Below are 19,680 nucleotides of genomic sequence, written 5' to 3' on the forward strand. Positions count from 1 at the left end.
GCCAAACATCTTGAAAGGAACCCTTAATTTTGACAAAACCATACTACACAATTCCTAAAAACACGGTTAGTGAGCAAACTATTAAGAAATCACGCTTTATTGCCCACCTTTTTCGCATCAGTGACGAAGCTGATGCCCAGAAAAAAATTGCGCAAGTGCGGGCGGATAACCCCAAAGCCAATCATAATTGCTTTGCTTACGTCTTAGGCGAAGATGATCACATCCAGCGTATGAGTGACGACGGTGAACCCGTCGGTACGGCTGGTTCGCCCATCTTAGAAGTGTTAAAGACGAACGAAATTCACGACGTTTTAGCCGTTGTGACGCGTTACTTTGGGGGCATTAAGCTCGGCGCGGGCGGCTTGATTCGGGCTTACAGCGGCGCACCCGCACTGGCCATTGAAAGTATCGGAAAAGTTCAACGGGTTCAACAAACAAAGCTCGCCGTTACGATTGATTACCGTAACGTTGACGCGCTGAACTACTACTTGACCCAGCAAAATATGATGACTTTAGACACCGACTACGGCGTTCAAGTCACCCAGACGATTGCGGTCGACAGCGCTACGCTGGCTGCCACTCAAACAGCCATCACCAACCTGCTGAGTGGGCAAGCCAGTTTTGAAGACCAGGGCGAACAGTTTAACGAAGTCCCCGTTCAATCAAACTAAATCACCCCACAAAAAAAGCGTTCGGAAAAATTTCCGGACGCTTTTGTGCGACTTAACAGTCACTATTTAAGGGTCGTGATCTCACCAGATTGTCCCCGGTCGACCTTCATTGAAGTCAATGGAATGTAACCTAATTTCTTAACAAGACTACCTTGAACACTCTTAGAAGTCATGTAAGTTAAGAAGTCCTTAACTTCGCCCTTTGGTTGACCCTTGGTATACATATGTTCGTATGCCCAGATCTTCCACTTGTTGTTTGCAACGTTACTTTCAGTTGGTTTAACGTTATCAATTGAAAGTGCTTGTAAATTATCTTTAATGTAGGAGAAGGCTAAGTAGCTAATTGCACCTGGCGTCGTTCCAACGATCTTTTGAACGGTCCCATTAGAATCTTGTTCTTGGCTAGTTGCTACCTTAGCATTACCAAGGCCCCACTTTTCAAAAGTGGCCCGGGTCCCACTACCTTGAGCACGGTTAATAACAGTGATCTTTTCACTCTTACCGCCGACTTCTTTCCAGTTCGTAATCTTACCCTGGAAGATTTTAACCAATTGATCCTTAGAAATGTTAGTTACACCAACATCTTTGTTAACCACTGGTGCCATCCCAACAACGGCGACCTTATGATCAACTAAGCCCTTAGCATCCAGGCCCTTTTGTTCTTGTGCGAACAAGTCGGAGTTACCAATGTTAACAGAGCCCTTGGCTACTTGACTTAGACCAGCTCCAGAACCGCCACCTTGAACGTTAATCGTTACTTTGGCATGTTCATTTTGATAAGCTTGGCCAGCCTGTTCTACTAACGGTTGTAACGCAGTCGAACCAGTCGCCACGATTTTGGTGGTCTTTGAACTGGTGCTACTGCTACTAGTATTCTTAGTACTTGTTGCAGAATTACTTCCACAACCAGCCAGTAGTACGGTAATTGTTACGGCCAGCGCCCCAAGTGTCACTGCTTTTCTCATAATCGAAACTCCCCTTCTCCATTTGACTATCATAATTAAACAATCAATGCTGGCAGAACACCTTAGCAAGTCTGGGTAGGAAGTGCTGAATAGTGATGCGAGCATGATCACCGGCTGTTCTATACCATCCATTGATTGTCTCTGGAACATTTTCAATATTACCGGCCGTGTGTAAATTAAAAATGATGATTGTGTAAATCCCTTGTATATTTTAAGTAAAGGCTATTTGTTTGAACCGAACAACGCCCTAATTAAAACAGGCTCACTAGCGATTATCCGCCAGTGAGCCTGTAACAATTTCTTTAATATTAGTGACTAGTTTTCGATGTAAACCGGGCCACGGTGCGTTTAATCCAGTTCAATAACGGCTGCCGATTATCACCGGCAAGGCCAATCGCTTCCACAAATAATTCAAGTCCAAACAGCAATCCAATCGTTAATAAAATGGAGCCCCAGATGGAAGAAATTGGGTAAAGTAAGGAAATAAACGAAAAGATCAACGCAATGCCGTAAATGACCATGACCGTTTGACGGTGTGTCAGTCCGAGTTGCATCAAGCGATGATGTAAATGATGCTTATCCGCTTGCGAAATTGGTTTTTTGTTTAAAATCCGCCGAATCATCGCGTACACGGTATCGGTAATGGGTACCCCTAAAATCATGACCGGAATCCCAACTGAAATCAACGTGACGTTTTTCAGACCAAATAGTGAAAAGACCGCCGTCATAAACCCAATAAACAGTGATCCCGTGTCTCCCAAGTAAATGCGCGCTGGGAAAAAGTTATACGGTAGGAAACCAAGCATCGCTGCGACCAACGTGAAGATTAATAAGGAAACGAACGTATTGGCATTTAAAAAGAACAGACCGATAATTCCCATCGTGCTCAGCGAGATGATGGAAACCCCGGTTGCCAAGCCGTCCAACCCATCAATTAAGTTCACTGCGTTAGTAATCGCTAAGATCCACAACAAAGTGATTGGTAAACTCAACCATTGAAAGTGAATTAGGCCTAAAAACGGTACTGTAAAGGTGGTCATTCGAATGCCGCCGATAAAGTAAACTTCTAGCGCTGCGAGCGTAATCCCCAACATTTTTTGTCGGGGCTTTAGCTCATAAACATCATCAATGATCCCAGTACTCAAAATAATCAGTTCGCCACCCAGCAATGCGAAAAACAGCCGACTGGGGAATTGATGCATCAAATATAAAATCGTCGTCCCAATCGTATAAGAAATAAAAATCGCTAAGCCACCCATGGTTGGCATGGGTACCTTGTTGACCCGGCGGCGATTAGGTTTGTCGATCGCACCAATTCTAAATGCAAGTTTTCGCACAAATGGCGTCAAGATTGCGGAGATCATCATGGTTGCCATTAAGCTAACTAGAATTTCAAATCTAATCATTTGTGCGCAACTCCCTTCTCATCTATTAGGATAATTATACAAATCTCAGCGCACCTTGACAACTCACTTCACAGAAACTTAGTAAAGGCACCGCATTTCGGTCACGCTTTTTAAAAAAATGTGCCACCAATCACTGGTGACACATTAAGGTAACTATTCTTTTAAATGGTAATTATAAGTTGAGACGATAATATTTTCCCGTGAATTTAATACTGCCCGTAACCGCAAACTCGTTTGGTTATGCAAAATATTTTGCCAAGGCTTCTTCGGTACAAATTGTGGGACTAAGACGGTCGTCGAGAAGTTCCGTTCCGCCGCACGTTTTGCGATGACATCACAGAAACGTAGCGTTGGTGTTGCAATGGAACGGTACGACGAGTGAATATCCACAAACCGAACGTCTGGGAAAGTTGACTTAAATTCCGCCGCCGTCTTGTGTTCCTTCTCCGGATTTTCATCAAAGGAAACGTGCATGGCAATAACGTAGTCACCGATTGAACGGGCGTAATTAACCGCCTGAGCCGTGACCCGCGTCACGTTGGAAACGAGGACGATTACCGTTGCCCCTTCGTAGTCATGTAGTTCGGCTTTTTCTTTAGCCATCACCCGTAGTTGGGCTGCCACCCGAATATAGTGCACATGAATTCGATAGAACATGTACAGTAACAGTGGCATAACAACTAGGTATGGCCAAACGTTGCCAAAACGGAGCAAGAACAAGGAGAACACTAGCAAGAGTGAAATCAGCGCACCGAGTAAGTTAACGGACGCTTTCATCCACCACCAATTGCCACGTTCGCGGAACCAGTGAATAATCATCCCAGATTGAGAAAGTGCAAATGGCACGAAAACCCCAACCGCATATAGTGGAATCAACAGCGTCGTTTTCCCATCAAAAATAATGATTAACGCAATCGCCCCAACGGCTAACGAGATAATTCCGTTCGAGTAACCCAAGCGATCTCCACGGTCCATATAAGCATGTGGCAAAAACTTATCTTTCGCCAAGTTATAGGCCAAAATTGGGAAAGCTGAGAAACCGGTATTCGCTGCAACGGCTAAAATCATGGCCGTAGAAAGTTGTAATAAATAGTAGAACAAGCCGTGACCAAATACGGCTGACGCAATTTGTGACAAGACCGTGTTATCAGCTTGTGGTTTAATTCCCAAGTAATAACTCAAGTAAGTAATCCCAGCAAAGAAAGCAGCTAATATCAATGACATAATTGCAAGCGTATTAGCGGCATTCTTACGTTTAGGACGCTTAAAGTTTGGCACCGCGTTACTGATGGCTTCAACCCCAGTCAGTGAGGATGAACCAGATGAGAACGCACGGAAGAATAACACCAGGGTCATCCCTTGGACCGGTGCGCCAATCGCTGCCGACGCATGGTAAGTTAAGTTACCACTCGCAATGTTCATGACACCCCACAAGACCATGCCAATAATCATGATGATGAAAAAGTACACGGGGAACGTTAGAAACGAAGCTGACTCCCGCATGCCCCGCAAGTTTAACCCCATAATCGCAATCACGATCACAATTGCAATCAACACTTGATAATTCGTTAGTGCTGGAATCGCTGACGTAATCGCTTCAGTCCCAGAAGTTACTGAAACCGCAACGGTTAGCATATAATCAACGAGCAGTGACCCCCCGGCAACTAACCCGGCTGGTCGCCCCCAGTTCGTACTAGCAACAACGTAAGCCCCACCACCGGACGGATAGGCCCGAATAATTTGACGATACGACATCGTAATCGCAAACAACAGGACTAACACGAGCGCCGCAGCATATAGTTGATACATCAAGGCAGCTGCTGAAAGTGTAATTAAGACGGTTGTGATTTGTTCAGTACCATAGGCAACTGACGAAAGCGCGTCTGAAGACAGCAGCGCCAACGCCTTGAACTTGGTGAGCGCTTGCCCACCCTCATCCATGGTTTTTAACGGTTTCCCAATTAGCAACCGTTTTAAATAACGCCACATGATAATAACTCCTTTATTTCAAAAATAATTATTCCCAAGTAAGCTAAGTCAAAGTAGATTTTACTACTTTAAATTAGTAAATACTACACGTTAAAATCGCAATCAATTAAATTATTTTCGCAATTTTTCGCCAACGACTGATTCTAACGCGCCACCCGACGCAAAGCAACACTTTAATTTCACTAGCATCCAAGGCTACCCGATGACGCGACTATTTTGGCTCTTTAGCCTTTTTGCAAATAATTGAGTTTGACGTGGTTAGCGCTGACTTTCTTAAAGCCCAAAATAGCTGTCGCAAGGCATCCATTGATCCCTTACGGCAGCTATTTTTAATCACTATAGTTGTACTTACCGTTTTTAACTAACGGTTTACATCATACCGCCCATACCTGGGTTTGGTGCGGCTGGTGCAGCTGGTGCTTGTGGTTCAGGCTTTTCAGCAACAACGGCTTCCGTCGTCAATAATAAGGCTGAAACTGAAGCAGCGTTTTGTAAAGCAGAACGGGTAACCTTGGTTGGGTCAACGATCCCAGCTTCGATCATATCAACCCATTCGTCAGTTGCTGCGTTAAACCCAACACCTGGCTTTTGGTCCTTCATCTTTTCGACGATGACAGAACCTTCAAGACCAGCATTTTCAGCGATCTGACGAACTGGTTCTTCTAAGGCCCGCTTAACAATGTTGATCCCAGTTTGAACGTCGCCTTCTTCTTTCAAAGCGGCAATGTCTTTAATGACGTTGATAAAGGCAGTCCCACCACCAGGAACGAAGCCTTCTTCAACGGCCGCACGGGTCGCATTCAAAGCATCTTCGATACGGTATTTGCGTTCTTTTAATTCAGTTTCCGTAGCGGCACCAACGCGAACTACGGCAACCCCGCCGGCTAATTTAGCCAAACGTTCTTGTAACTTTTCTTTATCAAAATCAGAAGTGGTTTCACTGATTTGGTTACGGATGAAGTCAACCCGTTCCTTGATTGCGTCCTTAGCACCGGCGCCTTCAACGATGGTCGTGTTGTCCTTCGTAACCGTAACTTTGTTAGCTTGACCTAACTGATCGATAGTTGTGTCTTTAAGTTCAAGACCCAAATCATCGGTAATCACAGTACCACCAGTTAAGACGGCGATATCTTGAAGTTGTTCCTTACGCCGATCACCAAAACCGGGTGCCTTAACTGCAACGACGTTGAACGTCCCACGCATCTTGTTTAAAACCAAGGTTGGTAAGGCTTCGCCAGAAATATCATCAGCAATGATCAACAATGGCTTGCCTTGTTCAACGATTGATTGTAACAATGGTAAGATATCTTGGATGTTAGAAATCTTCTTGTCGGTGATTAAGATATAAGGGCTATCAAGGTCAGCCTCCATCTTATCGTTATCAGTTACCATGTATTGTGATAAGTAACCGCGATCGAATTGCATCCCTTCAACAACGTCTAAGCTCGTATCGACCCCACGGGATTCTTCAATGGTGATAACCCCATCATGGCCAACTTTTTCCATGGCTTCGGCAATTAACTTACCAGTTTCTTTGCTAGCAGATGAAACGGAAGCAATTTGCGCAATATCTTCTTGCGTCTTAACTTGGTGAGCCATGGCGTGTAAAGAATCAACCGCTGTCTTAGTGGCTTCTTCAATCCCACGACGAATACCAACGGGGTTAGCACCGGCCGTAACGTTCTTCATACCTTCGTTAACGATCGATTGGGTTAAGACCGTGGCAGTGGTTGTCCCATCACCAGCAATATCGTTAGTCTTAGAAGCAACTTCGGAAACTAATTTGGCACCCATGTTTTCGAAGTGATCTTCCAAGTCGATTGCTTTAGCGATTGTCACACCATCGTTAGTAATGGTTGGTGAACCGTATGATTGTTCCAATACGACGTTGCGCCCCTTAGGCCCTAACGTTGATTTAACGGTGTCAGCTAATTGATCGACACCCTTAAGCATAGCTGCTCGTGCATCTTCAGAGAACTTTAATTCTTTAGCCATTATCTATTTTCACCTCATGAATAATTTTTTAATTAAATATTGTTTTAAATGGATTAGTCTTCGACTGCGACAATGTCCTTTTCGTGTAAAACAAGGTACTTAGTTCCTTCATACTTAACTTCAGTACCGGCGTACTTGTCGAACAATACTTGATCGCCGACTTTCACGCTTGGGGCAACCTTCGTCCCGTTATCTAAAACACGACCGTCATTGACGGCAACAACTTTACCGCTTTGTGGCTTTTCCTTAGCGTTATTGGCAATAACGATACCACCAATCGTTTGTTCTTCTTCTTCTTGTTGTTGCAAGATGACGCGATCTCCTAATGGTTTTAACACGTGAATCCCTCCATTTATTCTTTTTAGCACTCTTAATACCCAAGTGCTAATTACAAAGATAACTATATCATTTTGATTTAAGAATGCAAGTGATTTGTCAATTATTAGTCAAAGAATGTCAAATCGACTATAATGGGATTACTTAAGTCAAATTGACTCGAAAATTAACTAAATCAAAGGACGTGAGCTGATGGCTAATCGCCGCCAATCGCTAATCATTTTAATCCTCTACTTTATAATTTACGCATTACCTAGCCTTTTGGTCGCTAGTTTTCATAATTTGGGATCGCAGGTCTTCGTCATCCAGACCGTTGACTACCTAGTCGGCGCTGTGCTGTTGGTCATCGTTGCCAGTCGGATGCACGAACCTAATCCTCTAGAAAAGCACCCCGTTAGTTGGGTTAAAGCACTGCTATGGGGGTTGTTAGGTACCGTGCTGGTCATTGTCGGGCAAATGGTGATTTTACAGCTCACCCAACTACTCGGGCACTCTACGGCGTCGGCCAATACGACGACGCTTTTAACCGTTGGCCGCCAGTACCCGTTCTTTTTCCTAGCAATTATGGTCGGCGCCCCTATTATGGAAGAACTCGTCTTTCGTAAAGTGATTTTTGGCAACCTTGCCCCACTGACTGGGCAAATCGGGGCCGCGCTCATCTCCAGTGTCTTCTTCAGTTTTGCGCACGCCGACGGTCACTTTATCCTGTACGCCTTCATTGGCTTACTCTTTTGTTGGTTATACCGCCAAACTGGCCGTATCCAGACTTCGATGTTAGCGCATATTTTAATGAATAGCGTTGTTATTTTACCTACACTACTTGGTAAATAACCGCTAGCCAAATAAAAACGCTTGGGAAAAAATCCCAAGCGTTTTTATTATTCATCGTCAGAATTGCCGTGATCACCCAATTGTTCACCGTAGTGTTCAATAAAGTAAATCAGCGTCTGTAATTCATTGGTTAAATCGACATTTTGAACCCGAACCGTATCCGGTACTGAAATGCGTAACGGTGTAAAGTTCATGATTCCCTTGACGTTGGCATCTACCAATTCATCAGTGATGTTTTGCACAGCCGTCGTTGGTACTGTCAAGATTGCAATTTCAATTTGTTGTTCGATCAATTGCTTTTTAAGTTCCGTCATTGGATATACTGGTACACCGCTTTGTACCGTATTCGCAATGGCCTCGTTAACATCAAAAGCTGCGGAGATCCGCACGTTACTGTTCTTGTGGAAATTAAAGTTAAGTAACGCGTGTCCCAAGTTTCCGACCCCAATCAAGGCAACGTTCGTTAAAGTATCCTGATTCAAGATTTTCTTAAAGAACGAAAGTAACTTTTCAACATCATATCCGTACCCCCGTTTACCTAGGGCCCCAAAATATGAAAAATCGCGTCGAATCGTTGCTGAATCTACCTTAACCGCCTCGGACAATTCCGTTGATGAAACCCGTTTTTTATCGGCATCTAATAAAATATTGAGATAACGATAATAAATCGGCAACCGTTTCGCCGTTGCCCGAGGAATTTTTGTTTCTGCCATTCGGACGATCCCTCCTTACCAAAAGTTTGTGAATTTGCTGACACTATTCTAGCATAGTGCGTCACTTTGTGAAATAATAATTACTTATTATTCCGTATTACTAGGGCAGACCGTTGCAATATGCTACAATTGTGTGACGAATTAAATGTGAAAGGAGCTTAAAAAAGCGTGATTTTACTACAAGTACAGCAAGTCATGCGGCGTTTTGGCGCCGATGTCTTGTTCGATAACGTACAAATGGACATTCAAGAACATGCCCGGGTGGCCTTAGTTGGTCGCAACGGTGCGGGTAAATCAACCTTACTAAAAATGATTGCCGGTGAAACGGTCCCGGATGAGGGCCAGATTTCGATGCGTAAAGACCTGACCATTGGTTACTTAGCCCAAGATCAAGGCCTCGACAGCAACAATACGATTTGGGAAGAAATGAGCAGTGTCTTTGCCGAAGTGCACGCCTTAGAAGACCAAATGCACCGCTTAGAAGCTCAATTAAGCGACCCCGCCGTCATTGCGGACGACCAAACTTACCAACAAACTTTAAAAACTTATGATCAGGTTCAAACCGCCTTTCAACAAAAAAATGGTTACGGCTATCAGGCCGAAATCCGCGGCGTTTTGCACGGATTTCAATTCGACGCCGACGTTTACGACAAATCGGTCACCGAACTCTCTGGTGGTCAAAAGACTCAGTTGGCGTTAGCCAAACTATTGCTTGAAAAACGGGATCTCTTGATTTTGGACGAACCGACCAACCATTTGGACGTTGAAACGTTAACTTGGCTGGAAAGTTATTTGCAATCGTATACCGGCGCCTTACTAATCGTTTCCCATGACCGGTACTTCTTAGACCGCGTTGTTAACGAAGTCTACGACCTATCCCATCATGAAATGATCCACTACACCGGAAACTACGATCAATTTGTTCAGGAAAAAGCCGCCCGCATTCAGGCCCAGTGGAAACACTACGAAAAACAACAAGCTGAGATCAGTAAGTTAGAAGATTTCGTCAACAAGAATATTGTACGGGCGTCAACGACGAAGCGGGCGCAAGCTCGGCGTAAACAGTTAGCTAAGATGGACCGTTTAGACCGACCAGACGGCGATGACAAAACGGCGCACTTTGGCTTCCACGCTGCCAAGCAAAGTGGGAACATTGTTTTGACCGTTAAGGATGCCGCCGTTGGGTACGCTGGTCAAACGTTATCAGAACCGGATAACCTTAACGTTAAAAAACACGAAGCCGTCGCCATTGTTGGCCCCAACGGGATTGGTAAATCGACCCTCTTAAAAAGTATTTTAGGAAAGATTCCGTTCATCAAAGGTCAAGCCGTCTTCGGCACTAACGTCGTAACTGGCTACTACGACCAGGAACAACGGAACCTTCATGATAGCAAAACAGTTTTAAGCGAATTATGGGACGAACACCCAACCACGCCTGAAAAGGATATCCGGACGATTCTCGGGAGCTTTCTCTTTACCGGCGAAGACGTCGACAAACCAATTCACGCTCTATCCGGTGGTGAGCGGGCTCGCTTATTGCTAACTAAACTTGCGATGCAAAATAATAACTTTTTGATTCTTGACGAACCGACCAACCATTTGGATATCGATAGTCGGGAAGTGTTGGAAGTGGCCCTCAATGATTTTGACGGGACCCTCCTCTTCGTTTCTCATGACCGTTACTTCATTAATCAAGTGGCCACTAGTGTCGTCGAAGTCTCACCCGAAGGAACGGAACTGTTCTTAGGCGACTACGATTACTATATCGATAAGAAACAAGAACAAGAAGAACTCGCTGCGGCGGCCGCGAGTGAAGCCGCCGAACAGGCCGCACTAGCTAACCCAGATGCCACGACCGCTTCAGCTGCCGTACCGCGTTCAAAGGGCCAGCAGAATTATCAAGCTAGCAAGCAACAACAACGTGAAAAGCGTAAGTTAGAGCGTAGCGTCGAATCACTTGAAGCTAAAATGAACGATTTGGAACAACAGGCAACGGTCATCCAAGAAGAAATGGCACAACCGGAAAACTTTTCCGATTCTGGCAAATTAGGCGACTTACAAAAGCAGCTTGACGCCGTTAACGCAGAGCAAGCACAAGCCGAAACGGACTGGACTGAACAAGCCGAAGCCCTTGAAAATATGGACTAATTCCAACTAAAAAAAGCGGCTCAGATTTTATCTGAGCCGCTTTTTTATCTTCATTATAAGTTTGCCACCCGTACTAAGTCAGCCTTAGTGGGGCATGTTAGGCATCCAATCAAATTCCAAACTAGGATCTGCATTTAGCGTTGCGTCACCAAATTGTTGGTGCTGGTACTGAACGTAACCAGCAGCCCCAATCATGGCGCCGTTATCGCCACACAACTTGAGTGGGGCCAAAACTAAATCAGTATTTGGAAATTCTTTTGGTAACACTTCTTGAAGCCGTTCGCGCAGGCCGTGGTTTGCGGCTACGCCACCCGCCAAAACGAGCTGTTTAACCGGGTACTGCTTTAATACCCGCAACGTCTTACTCGTCAAGACGTCGACGACACTCGCCTGAAAGCTGGCTGCCAAATCGTTCTTGTCCAAGGTCTCCCCAATTTGGTCGGCGTGGTGCACGGTATTAATAAACGCACTCTTGAGACCGCTAAAACTAAAGTCGTAGTTGTCTTCATCGATCATTGCTCGTGGAAATTTAAACGTGTCGTTTCCTTCATGAGCCATCTCATCGATCACTTTACCGGCTGGATATGGAACACCCAATACCCGCCCGATTTTATCGTAAGCCTCGCCGGCAGCATCGTCACGGGTTTCCCCAATGATTTCAAACTGACCGTCAGCTTGCATATAAACGAGTTCGGTATGTCCACCCGAAACGAGTAACGCCATCAAAGGAAATTCGAACGGTTTCACAAACCGCGCCGCATAAATATGTCCCGCCATGTGGTTGACCGGAATCAAGGGTAAGTTATGCGCGTATGCCACGGTCTTAGCCGCATTCACGCCAACTAAGAGCGCACCAACTAATCCGGGACCGTAAGTCACAGCGACCGCATCTAAATCATCATAGGTCACGGCGGCCTCGGTCATTGCGTCTTCAATGCAAATCGTAATCTGTTCAATGTGGTGGCGACTAGCAACTTCTGGAACGACCCCACCAAAACGTTTATGGCTATTGATCTGGGTTGCAATGACGTTTGACAAGATCTCATGACCGTCACGAATGACGGCAACACTTGTCTCATCACAACTAGATTCAAACGCTAAAATCAAATTCTGTTTCTCCACCAGTGACCATCCTTTAATCAATAATTTTGCGCATGATCCAGGCATCTTCCACTGGATCATGATAATAACGACGACGTGTGGCAATCTGCTCAAAACCAAATTGACGGTATAACTTCTGTGCCGCAACGTTACTAGGGCGGACTTCTAAGAAAATCTGGCCGTCAGTCGTAAGAGCTGCCAAACACGTTTGCAATAATTGCCGTGCCAACCCGCGACGCTGAAAGTCCGGGTGCACGGCAATGTTCGTAATTTCAACTTCATCCAATACAATCGTACAACTCACAAATCCAACCGGACGCTCGTCAGCAAGAATCACGTGATAACGACTTTGTGGCGCTTCGATGTCCGCCACAAAAGTAGCTTGGCGCCACGGCGCCCCGTTTGGATAAGCGACGGCCGATAACTGATAACAAAGTGCTGCTAAGTCGCTTGCCGCGTAGGCATCACCACTTACTAATTGCCACTCACTCATTTGCTTTTGGGGCCAATCGGTACGTCATGTCGATAGCGTCTTCATGATCACCGAAGTAGTAGCGTTTTTTAATCCCCGTTTTTTCAAAGCCTAAATTCGTATACATGTGTTGCGCAGTGGTGTTACTATACCGAACTTCTAAGGTAACGGTCTGATAGTCTAATTCCACTGCCCGATCGATCATCGTTTTCATCATGAAGTGACCAAGTCCGCGACCCTGCACATCAGGATGCACGGCAATGTTTGTGATGTGGGCATCGTGACGCCGATCATCAAATGCGCATCCACAAAAGGCCAACAACCGGTCTTCATGACGCATTACAATGTAGAAACGCCCGCTTTGGCGTCGTAATTCGGTCTTAAAGGCGTTCTCGTCCCACGGCGTTTTTCCGGCATAAACGGCCCGTTCAATGGCCAGCATTTCCGGAACATCGGTAATCAGCGCCTGGGAAAGGTAATACCTCGTCCCCGCAACTTCCACGATGTGATTATCAATCGTCAAAACTTTTTCGCGGTGCTGATTACGGTTCGTTGTAATTTTCTGAAAGTATTTCTTAAATCTTTTCAACATAGGGCGCATGATCCTCTTTCGGGTGCTTAGCTTGCCAATCCCGTTCGGCCTGTGTCAAACGTAAGTAGTCGGGCACGAACGCATGCAAGTGTTCTACGGGCTGAACAGTTTGTCCGAGCAAGCCTAGCACGCTTGCTTGCGGCAAATCTAACTGGGGCTGGGCACGAACAAATCGATCACCTAACTGTTCCTTTAATGGGGCTTCATACGTTGCAACATCAGCCCCAATAAACGTGACTGGTTCGGCGTATGCTGCCAACTGATCGGTCCATTCCGCAATGCTAATGTGTTGATCAGCAATCACTGGTACGGGCCGCTGATTTTCAATCCGGTATAATCCGGTAAAGACGTTATCACGCCGCGCATCAAATAATGGCGATACTAGTCGACCTTCCGTCAGAACATTGCCAGCCAAAGCTTCTAAGCTTGATAAACCAACTAATTCCTTATGTAAAGTGAAGGCCAAAGTTTTAGCGGTCGTAACGCCAATCCGTAAACCGGTGTACGATCCCGGTCCAGCAGCAACGACAATGCGATCCAGATCATCAGGTTTTAGTCCGGCTTGAGCTAGCGACTGTTCAATAATGGGTAATAGCGTACTACTATGGTTACGACCAACGTTGGTGGTCGTCGTGGCCAAAATCTTAGCGTCCTCTAAAACTGCCACACTCAACGGACGGTTGGAAGTATCAATAGCCAACAACTTCATAATTTACAGACTCCTCGTTTTGAATTACTTCACATATCTTATCATAATTTGATTACTTTGAAAGCTTTCCGGCCAGAACCAACCAATTCGAGTTGGTTGTAAGCCAGAGCAACTTTATATTGCTCCGTGACACCCTTACCAATTAATGCGATGTAATCAATTCGTAAATACTATTTACACAACTTATACATATACTTCACGGTTCCTTTTTAGCACATTTACATTACCTTGTTATGCTACACAAGTAACTAAATTACTTGGAGGTAATTGAAAATTATGTCAAAGCTCAGTAAGTCTCTTTTAGGTCTCTCATTTGTATCGGTACTAGGTTTAGGTTTAGCCGGTTGTGCAAGCGGCACGAGCACTAGTTCCAAGAGTAACAACACTAGTAAGGATAAAACAATCACGGTTGTTTTCTATCCTAACGAATCAGCTAAGAGTTTCTCCGGTTCACGTGACGCTTTAAAGAAATCAATTGAAAAGGTAACTGGTAAGACGGTTAAGTTACAAACAACGACCGACTACAACGTTGCCATTCAAGCAATTGCTTCTGGTAAAGCGCAATTAGCTTACATGGGTGCCAATGGTTATATCCAAGCCCACAAGTTAAGCAAAGACGTTCTGCCATTCGCCGCACAATCTGACGGTGAAGGGACCTTGAAGAAAGCCACTTACAACTCATACTTAATGGTACAACAAAAAGACGCCAAAAAGTATGAAGAAAACGGTAAGTACAGCATTGATAAGATCAAGGGTCAAAAGATGTCCTTCGTTTCTAACAGCTCAACGTCTGGTTTCTTAGTTCCAAACGCTGAAATCACGCGTGAATTCAAGATCAAAGACGCTGACAAAGACCAATTAACTCAAAGCGGTAAATTCTTCAGCAAAGTGCTTTACGGTGGTTCACACCAAGGTTCAGCCGTTAACTTACTTAAGGGTGACGCCGACGTTGCTGCCTTCGATGACACTGACTTAATGCCTTACTTGAAAGTCACTAAGGGTTCATGGAACAAACTGGGCTCAACTTTCACTGTTAAAGATGACGCTGAAGCACCATTCACTGGCTTACAGGGTAAATCCGTTGTCAACATTGCGATGATGCCTGTTCAACAAGGTCCATGGGTATACAACACTAAGGCCTTAAGCAAGGATGATCAAGATAAGATTGCTAAAGAATTCACTTCAAAATCATTCGCAGACAACGAGAAGATCTTCTCAAAACCAAATGCTAAGAAACCAATGTTATTCCCTAAAACGACTGAAAAGTCACAATTAGTTAAAGTTACAGACAAATGGTACGCCCCAACTCATAAGTTAGTTGGTTACTAAACCGATTTCCATTTAGGTATTCAGGAAAGGAACTGCTATGCTCAAGGTCATTCAACTAGATAAAACTTACGGTTCAAATAAGCGCTCGCTCAAAGACGTTAACTTCACCGCTCAACCAGGTGAAGTGACGGCAATTATTGGGCCTTCAGGCGCTGGGAAAACAACGATTCTACGGAGTGTTAATCAGTTAATTCGCGACGATAGCGGTCAGATTTTATTAGATGACCAAGATATTCGCCAAGCAAATAAAGCTGAATTGCGTAAAATTCGTCATCACATCGGGATGATCTTCCAAAACTATAACTTGATTAGCCCCCTCACTGCCTTGGAAAACGTCTTACACGGACGTTTAGGTGCTAAGTCCACGGTAGCCGGGATGCTCGGACTTTATAGTAATGAAGAAAAAACGGAAGCACTCGCACTTTTAGACGAAGTTGGTCTGAAAGAATATGCCTACCAACGTTGTGACCAACTTAGTGGTGGCCAACAACAACGGGTCGGGATCGCGCGTGCCCTCATGCAACATCCTAAGATGATTTTATGTGACGAACCAATTGCATCGCTTGATCCAAAGTCAACTAAAATTGTCATGGACATTTTACGTAAGTTAGCAAAAGAAAAGCAACTGATTATTCTCATCAACCTTCACCAAGTTGATATCGCGATGGAATACGCTGATCACATTATCGGGATCAATAGCGGTGCCATCGTGTTTGAAGGGGCAACCAAGGCAGTTGATGACGACGTGTTACAAAAGATTTATCGACAAGCTGATGACGCTAAAGCGGTGGTGAGTGCTAATGAAGACTAGTTTTCAATCACCCCAAAGCTTTTTCCGTCAACGGCGGTTACGTTTGTCAGTCGTTTTAATCATTTTGATTGGGATTTACGTTCTTTCAATGACGATTGTGAACTTCCAAACCTGGACTTCCATCGTTAAAATTCCAGCTGGTATCATCTGGTTGTTCCACAACTTTATTCCAACGGAACGTTCGATTTCTTACTTAGGACCAATCCTTTATCAGTTATGGCGGACCTTGCTCGTTTCAATTTCTTCCACCATTATTGCGAGTCTCTTTTCCCTCGTCTTTGCGATCTTAGGCGCTCAGACGACGACCCCGCATCCCGTTTTGCGGATTGTGATTCGTTTTGGGGCTTCGCTACTTCGGAACATTCCGGTAGTTGCGTGGGCCATGATCCTACTGTTTTCATTTAAACAAAGTGATTTCACGGGTTTCCTAGCCCTCTTCTTTATGACGCTGGGCTACCTCACCCGGGCTTTCACGGAAACGATTGAAGACTTGGACGCTGAAAAGCTCCAAGCCTTGCAAGCAGTGGGTGCGAACTACTTTCAATGTGTATTCTGCGGCGTCTTACCAGAGGCTGCTAGTACCCTGACCAGTTGGGTGCTTTACATGATTGAAAATAACTTACGGGACGCTACTTTAGTTGGTCTGTTGACCGGGACTGGCGTTGGATTCCTCTTCGACTTCTACTTCAAGAGTTTCCGTTATGACGCTGCCGGCCTAATCGTCTTATTAATTGCCATCTTAGTTATCGTCTTAGAATTAACATCCACTATGATTCGGAGGGCCATCGCATGATTGAAAACAGTCAACCAAAACCGGAGACAATTCAGCCATCGGCACCCCACGCTAAGAAAATTTCCTTGGTGACTAAACCTCGGAAAATCTTACGTAGCGTGCTTGCGGGACTCACAATCATTACCATTTATTCACTTGCAACGCTTAACAACAGTAATTTACAGCTTTCAGAAGCCTTTAAAAGCTTAGGCGTTAACCTGAATGCCATGTTTCTACACCCAAGCGTCGGCCAAGATTCATGGGCCTTGCTACTGCGGGCGTTAGCAACGAGTGTTTCACTCGCCATGTTAACCACCCTCTTAGGCGCCCTGATCGCATTCTTTATCGCGGTCGGCGCGGCACGTAACTTATCCCCTAACTGGCTCGCAACGTCGATTAAAGCGGTAATGGCCTTTGTTCGTGCCATTCCAACCATCCTTTGGGTTCTGATCTATTCAGTTGTCATGGGACTGGGGGCCAGTGCCGCCGTTGTCGGTTTAACGTTCCATAGTGTGGCTTACCTTGTTAAAGCCTATTCGGAAAGTATTGAAGAAACTTCACAAGATACGATTGAGGCTTTAAAAGCTAGTGGTGTCGGTTTTTGGCCAATTGTTTTCCAAGCAATCTTGCCATCAATCGTCCCAGCACTACTGAGTTGGACCTTCATTCGTTTCGAAATCAACTTCGCTAACGCAGTTGCCGTTGGGGCCGCTGCTGGTGCGGATGACATTGGTTACTACCTCTTCATGGCGGGTAGCTTCTACTTTAACTTCCACGAAGTCGGTTTAATCGTTTACTTACTCTTAGCCGTTGCCATCGTACTCGAATTGATTTCAATGAAACTACGGGGCCACTATTTAAAGCACAACTAATTTATCGCATCTAAAGGAGTTTTCACATGACTATTCAAGCAGTTATCTTCGACTGGGCCGGTACAACTATTGATTACGGTAGCCGTGCCCCCATCGTCGCTTTCCAAAAAGCATTCGACAACGTCGGTATCACGATTACCGAGGCTGAAATTCGGCAAGATATGGGGCTTGATAAGTATACCCACATCTGCAAGATCATTAACTTACCTGCCGTTCAAAACGACTGGCAAGCTCGTTTCCAAGTGTTACCTTCATCTGATGACTGTGATCGTATTTTTCACGACTTTAAGTCAATTCTCTTAGCTTCACTGACCGACTTTGCGCAATTAAAGCCTGGGATGGATCAAGTTATCAGCTACTTAAACGAACATCACATCGCTTACGGCACAACGACTGGTTATGATTCTGAAATGTTGGCCCTAGTTTTACCAATTGCAGCAAAACAAGGGTACCAACCAACCGTTAACATCACTTCAGAACAAACTAATGGTATCGGCCGCCCGGCACCCGCAATGTTGGAACTGGCCAGTGACAAACTGGAAATTACCAACGCAGCGAATGTCATGAAGGTCGGCGATTCAATCAACGATATCTTAGAAGGTCAAAACGCTGATGCCATTAGCGTTGGGGTTATTGACGGTAGCAACTTGATGGGCTTATCACAAGCTGAATTCGACGCGTTATCAGCTGCCGAACAAGCCGCTTTGCGGACCAAGGTTGCTGACGAATACAAAAAAGTCGGTGCGGATTATATTCTGCAATCAATGGCTGAACTTCCAGCCTTGATTGACAGCATTAATTAAGCCGTTTCTGGTCATTAGTTACGGAGGAAAGAATATGAAACAGCCTTACTTGTTGTTAACACCCGGTCCACTTAGTACCACTCCCACGGTTAAAGAAGCCATGCAAATTGACTATTGTACCTGGGATAGTGATTACCGGCACGTGACGGAAACGATTCGCCAACAAATTCTTGAACTTGCGCAAGCAAATCCAGACGCCTACACGACGGTCCTTCTGCAAGGTAGCGGTAGTTACGGTGTCGAAGCAACGATCGGTACCGCCCTGCCACGCGAAGGCGCCGTCTTGATGGTTGCCGTCAACGGTGCTTATGGTCACCGGATCAGTGAAATCGCAGATTATTACGGGATCGAACACGTCGACGTTGTCTTTAACGAAGATGAAGCCGTTGACCCGGCACAGATTGAAGCTGCCCTCGATGCGCATCCGGAAGTCACCCACTTTGCCACGGTGCACAGTGAGACCACGACCGGGATCTTAAATCCCATCGAACAGCTCATGCCACTCATGCAAGCGCGTGGAATCGTCACAATCATCGATGCTATGTCAAGCTTAGGTGGCGTTCCAATCAGCGTTGATGAGTTGGACTGTGACTACTTAGTCAGCAGCGCCAACAAGTGCGTGCAAGGTGTTCCTGGTTTTGCCTTCATCATTGCTAAGCAAGCCACCTTGGAAAAGACAGCGAACAACGCCCGCTCACTGTGCTTAGATCTTTACGCACAGTGGCAAGCAATGACTAAACAACCTGGGAAGTGGCGCTTTACGTCACCAACCCACGTTGTTCACGCCTTCGCTCAGGCCTTGATTGAACTTAAAGCTGAAGGCGGTGTTACACCACGGTATGAACGCTACGCTGCTAACCAAGCACTGCTTAGCAACGGGATGCAAGCGTTAGGATTTGACTTAGTGATTGATCCAGCCGTTCAAGGCCCTATCATTACTTCTTTCAAATACCCAACACAGCATTTTGATTTTGCTGATTTCTATCAATTCATTAAGGAACGGGGATTCGTTATTTACCCAGGCAAGGTTTCCGCAATTCCAAGTTTCAGAATTGGTACGATTGGTGACATTCATACCGCTGATATCAAACGACTACTCGCAATTGTCAGTGATTATCAACAATTGAACCGGTAGTCAGCATTAAAAGGCACCCGGTAAGACGAA

General features: G+C 45.2%; 19 protein-coding genes. 9 read left to right on the forward strand and 10 right to left on the reverse strand.

Annotated features, from left to right (window positions below; translation table 11 throughout):
* Positions 1–29 precede the first annotated feature (29 nt).
* Complete coding sequence (locus AAA939_RS11755) at positions 30–671, forward strand: YigZ family protein (RefSeq protein WP_338210388.1); 642 nt, start codon at positions 30–32, stop codon at positions 669–671.
* Positions 672–733: 62 nt separating this feature from the next.
* On the opposite strand, the gene AAA939_RS11760 is transcribed toward AAA939_RS11755, so the two are convergent.
* The 5 genes from AAA939_RS11760 to groES form a co-directional block, all read right to left on the reverse strand.
* Positions 734–1,636, reverse strand: a complete 903-nt coding sequence (locus AAA939_RS11760; RefSeq protein WP_338210390.1) for a phosphate ABC transporter substrate-binding protein — start codon at positions 1,634–1,636, stop codon at positions 734–736.
* 308 nt (positions 1,637–1,944) lie between these two features.
* Entirely contained in the window at positions 1,945–3,042 is a 1,098-nt protein-coding gene (locus AAA939_RS11765; protein WP_338210392.1) for a glycosyltransferase family 4 protein, read from the reverse strand.
* A 153-nt stretch (positions 3,043–3,195) separates the two neighbouring features.
* Positions 3,196–5,031 (reverse strand): APC family permease, encoded by a 1,836-nt coding sequence (locus AAA939_RS11770; protein WP_057706860.1) that lies wholly within the window; start codon positions 5,029–5,031, stop codon positions 3,196–3,198.
* 369 nt (positions 5,032–5,400) lie between these two features.
* Positions 5,401–7,026, reverse strand: a complete 1,626-nt coding sequence (gene groL / locus AAA939_RS11775; RefSeq protein ID WP_338210397.1) for a chaperonin GroEL — start codon at positions 7,024–7,026, stop codon at positions 5,401–5,403.
* A 53-nt stretch (positions 7,027–7,079) separates the two neighbouring features.
* Positions 7,080–7,364 carry a co-chaperone GroES gene (gene groES, locus AAA939_RS11780; RefSeq protein WP_057706862.1) on the reverse strand — a complete coding sequence of 95 codons (285 nt, stop codon included), beginning with the start codon at positions 7,362–7,364 and terminating at the stop codon, positions 7,080–7,082.
* Positions 7,365–7,554: 190 nt separating this feature from the next.
* Between groES and AAA939_RS11785 the strand changes: the two genes are divergently transcribed.
* Complete coding sequence (locus tag AAA939_RS11785) at positions 7,555–8,193, forward strand: CPBP family intramembrane glutamic endopeptidase (protein WP_338210398.1); 639 nt, start codon at positions 7,555–7,557, stop codon at positions 8,191–8,193.
* 47 nt (positions 8,194–8,240) lie between these two features.
* Here the strand turns inward: AAA939_RS11785 and AAA939_RS11790 are convergent, their stop codons facing one another.
* Complete coding sequence (locus AAA939_RS11790; RefSeq protein WP_057706864.1) at positions 8,241–8,906, reverse strand: redox-sensing transcriptional repressor Rex; 666 nt, start codon at positions 8,904–8,906, stop codon at positions 8,241–8,243.
* A gap of 168 nt (positions 8,907–9,074) precedes the next feature.
* Between AAA939_RS11790 and AAA939_RS11795 the strand changes: the two genes are divergently transcribed.
* A complete protein-coding gene (locus AAA939_RS11795) occupies positions 9,075–11,054 on the forward strand; it encodes an ABC-F family ATP-binding cassette domain-containing protein (protein ID WP_338210400.1) in 1,980 nt (659 codons plus the stop codon).
* An 84-nt stretch (positions 11,055–11,138) separates the two neighbouring features.
* Here AAA939_RS11795 and tsaD read toward each other — a convergent pair whose 3' ends face one another.
* The 4 genes from tsaD to tsaB are packed head-to-tail and all read right to left on the reverse strand — an operon-like array spanning position 11,139 to position 13,928.
* On the reverse strand, positions 11,139–12,221 hold the full coding sequence (gene tsaD / locus AAA939_RS11800) for a tRNA (adenosine(37)-N6)-threonylcarbamoyltransferase complex transferase subunit TsaD (RefSeq protein ID WP_338210402.1): 1,083 nt from the start codon (positions 12,219–12,221) through the stop codon (positions 11,139–11,141).
* On the reverse strand, positions 12,190–12,648 hold the full coding sequence (rimI, locus tag AAA939_RS11805) for a ribosomal protein S18-alanine N-acetyltransferase (RefSeq protein WP_338210404.1): 459 nt from the start codon (positions 12,646–12,648) through the stop codon (positions 12,190–12,192). Before rimI (AAA939_RS11805) ends, tsaD begins: the two co-directional genes overlap by 32 nt.
* Positions 12,641–13,219 (reverse strand): ribosomal protein S18-alanine N-acetyltransferase, encoded by a 579-nt coding sequence (gene rimI / locus AAA939_RS11810; protein ID WP_338210406.1) that lies wholly within the window; start codon positions 13,217–13,219, stop codon positions 12,641–12,643. Before rimI (AAA939_RS11810) ends, rimI (AAA939_RS11805) begins: the two co-directional genes overlap by 8 nt.
* Positions 13,203–13,928 (reverse strand): tRNA (adenosine(37)-N6)-threonylcarbamoyltransferase complex dimerization subunit type 1 TsaB, encoded by a 726-nt coding sequence (gene tsaB / locus AAA939_RS11815; protein ID WP_338210408.1) that lies wholly within the window; start codon positions 13,926–13,928, stop codon positions 13,203–13,205. Before tsaB ends, rimI (AAA939_RS11810) begins: the two co-directional genes overlap by 17 nt.
* A 276-nt stretch (positions 13,929–14,204) precedes the next feature.
* Between tsaB and AAA939_RS11820 the strand changes: the two genes are divergently transcribed.
* From AAA939_RS11820 to phnW, 6 genes are read left to right on the forward strand one after another with little or no spacing between them, the layout of a single operon-like run.
* Positions 14,205–15,257 carry a phosphate/phosphite/phosphonate ABC transporter substrate-binding protein gene (locus tag AAA939_RS11820; RefSeq protein ID WP_338210410.1) on the forward strand — a complete coding sequence of 351 codons (1,053 nt, stop codon included), beginning with the start codon at positions 14,205–14,207 and terminating at the stop codon, positions 15,255–15,257.
* Positions 15,258–15,294: 37 nt separating this feature from the next.
* Positions 15,295–16,068, forward strand: coding sequence for a phosphonate ABC transporter ATP-binding protein (phnC, locus tag AAA939_RS11825; protein ID WP_057706870.1), 774 nt, complete (start codon positions 15,295–15,297; stop codon positions 16,066–16,068).
* Positions 16,058–16,861 (forward strand): phosphonate ABC transporter, permease protein PhnE, encoded by an 804-nt coding sequence (phnE, locus tag AAA939_RS11830; RefSeq protein WP_338210412.1) that lies wholly within the window; start codon positions 16,058–16,060, stop codon positions 16,859–16,861. The genes phnC and phnE overlap by 11 nt, the downstream gene beginning before the upstream one ends.
* A complete protein-coding gene (locus AAA939_RS11835) occupies positions 16,858–17,712 on the forward strand; it encodes a PhnE/PtxC family ABC transporter permease (protein ID WP_338210413.1) in 855 nt (284 codons plus the stop codon). Before phnE ends, AAA939_RS11835 begins: the two co-directional genes overlap by 4 nt.
* Positions 17,713–17,738: 26 nt before the next feature.
* Positions 17,739–18,515 (forward strand): phosphonoacetaldehyde hydrolase, encoded by a 777-nt coding sequence (gene phnX / locus AAA939_RS11840; protein WP_338210414.1) that lies wholly within the window; start codon positions 17,739–17,741, stop codon positions 18,513–18,515.
* A 34-nt stretch (positions 18,516–18,549) separates the two neighbouring features.
* On the forward strand, positions 18,550–19,650 hold the full coding sequence (gene phnW, locus AAA939_RS11845) for a 2-aminoethylphosphonate--pyruvate transaminase (protein WP_338230893.1): 1,101 nt from the start codon (positions 18,550–18,552) through the stop codon (positions 19,648–19,650).
* Positions 19,651–19,680: the final 30 nt, after the last annotated feature.

This window comes from Lactiplantibacillus paraxiangfangensis (genome assembly GCF_036246185.1).
Classification (GTDB): domain Bacteria; phylum Bacillota; class Bacilli; order Lactobacillales; family Lactobacillaceae; genus Lactiplantibacillus; species Lactiplantibacillus paraxiangfangensis.

Bases quoted from the DNA above. Each gene is read 5' to 3' on its own strand.
- AAA939_RS11760 (WP_338210390.1), bottom strand. From the start codon at position 1,636: ATGAGAAAAGCAGTGACACTTGGGGCGCTGGCCGTAACAATTACCGTA.
- AAA939_RS11765 (WP_338210392.1), bottom strand. From the start codon at position 3,042: ATGATTAGATTTGAAATTCTAGTTAGCTTAATGGCAACCATGATGATC.
- AAA939_RS11770 (WP_057706860.1), bottom strand. From the start codon at position 5,031: ATGTGGCGTTATTTAAAACGGTTGCTAATTGGGAAACCGTTAAAAACC.
- groL (WP_338210397.1), bottom strand. From the start codon at position 7,026: ATGGCTAAAGAATTAAAGTTCTCTGAAGATGCACGAGCAGCTATGCTT.
- AAA939_RS11785 (WP_338210398.1), top strand. From the start codon at position 7,555: ATGGCTAATCGCCGCCAATCGCTAATCATTTTAATCCTCTACTTTATA.
- AAA939_RS11790 (WP_057706864.1), bottom strand. From the start codon at position 8,906: ATGGCAGAAACAAAAATTCCTCGGGCAACGGCGAAACGGTTGCCGATT.
- tsaD (WP_338210402.1), bottom strand. From the start codon at position 12,221: ATGCCTGGATCATGCGCAAAATTATTGATTAAAGGATGGTCACTGGTG.
- rimI (WP_338210404.1), bottom strand. From the start codon at position 12,648: ATGAGTGAGTGGCAATTAGTAAGTGGTGATGCCTACGCGGCAAGCGAC.
- rimI (WP_338210406.1), bottom strand. From the start codon at position 13,219: ATGTTGAAAAGATTTAAGAAATACTTTCAGAAAATTACAACGAACCGT.
- tsaB (WP_338210408.1), bottom strand. From the start codon at position 13,928: ATGAAGTTGTTGGCTATTGATACTTCCAACCGTCCGTTGAGTGTGGCA.
- AAA939_RS11820 (WP_338210410.1), top strand. From the start codon at position 14,205: ATGTCAAAGCTCAGTAAGTCTCTTTTAGGTCTCTCATTTGTATCGGTA.
- phnC (WP_057706870.1), top strand. From the start codon at position 15,295: ATGCTCAAGGTCATTCAACTAGATAAAACTTACGGTTCAAATAAGCGC.
- phnE (WP_338210412.1), top strand. From the start codon at position 16,058: ATGAAGACTAGTTTTCAATCACCCCAAAGCTTTTTCCGTCAACGGCGG.
- AAA939_RS11835 (WP_338210413.1), top strand. From the start codon at position 16,858: ATGATTGAAAACAGTCAACCAAAACCGGAGACAATTCAGCCATCGGCA.
- phnX (WP_338210414.1), top strand. From the start codon at position 17,739: ATGACTATTCAAGCAGTTATCTTCGACTGGGCCGGTACAACTATTGAT.
- phnW (WP_338230893.1), top strand. From the start codon at position 18,550: ATGAAACAGCCTTACTTGTTGTTAACACCCGGTCCACTTAGTACCACT.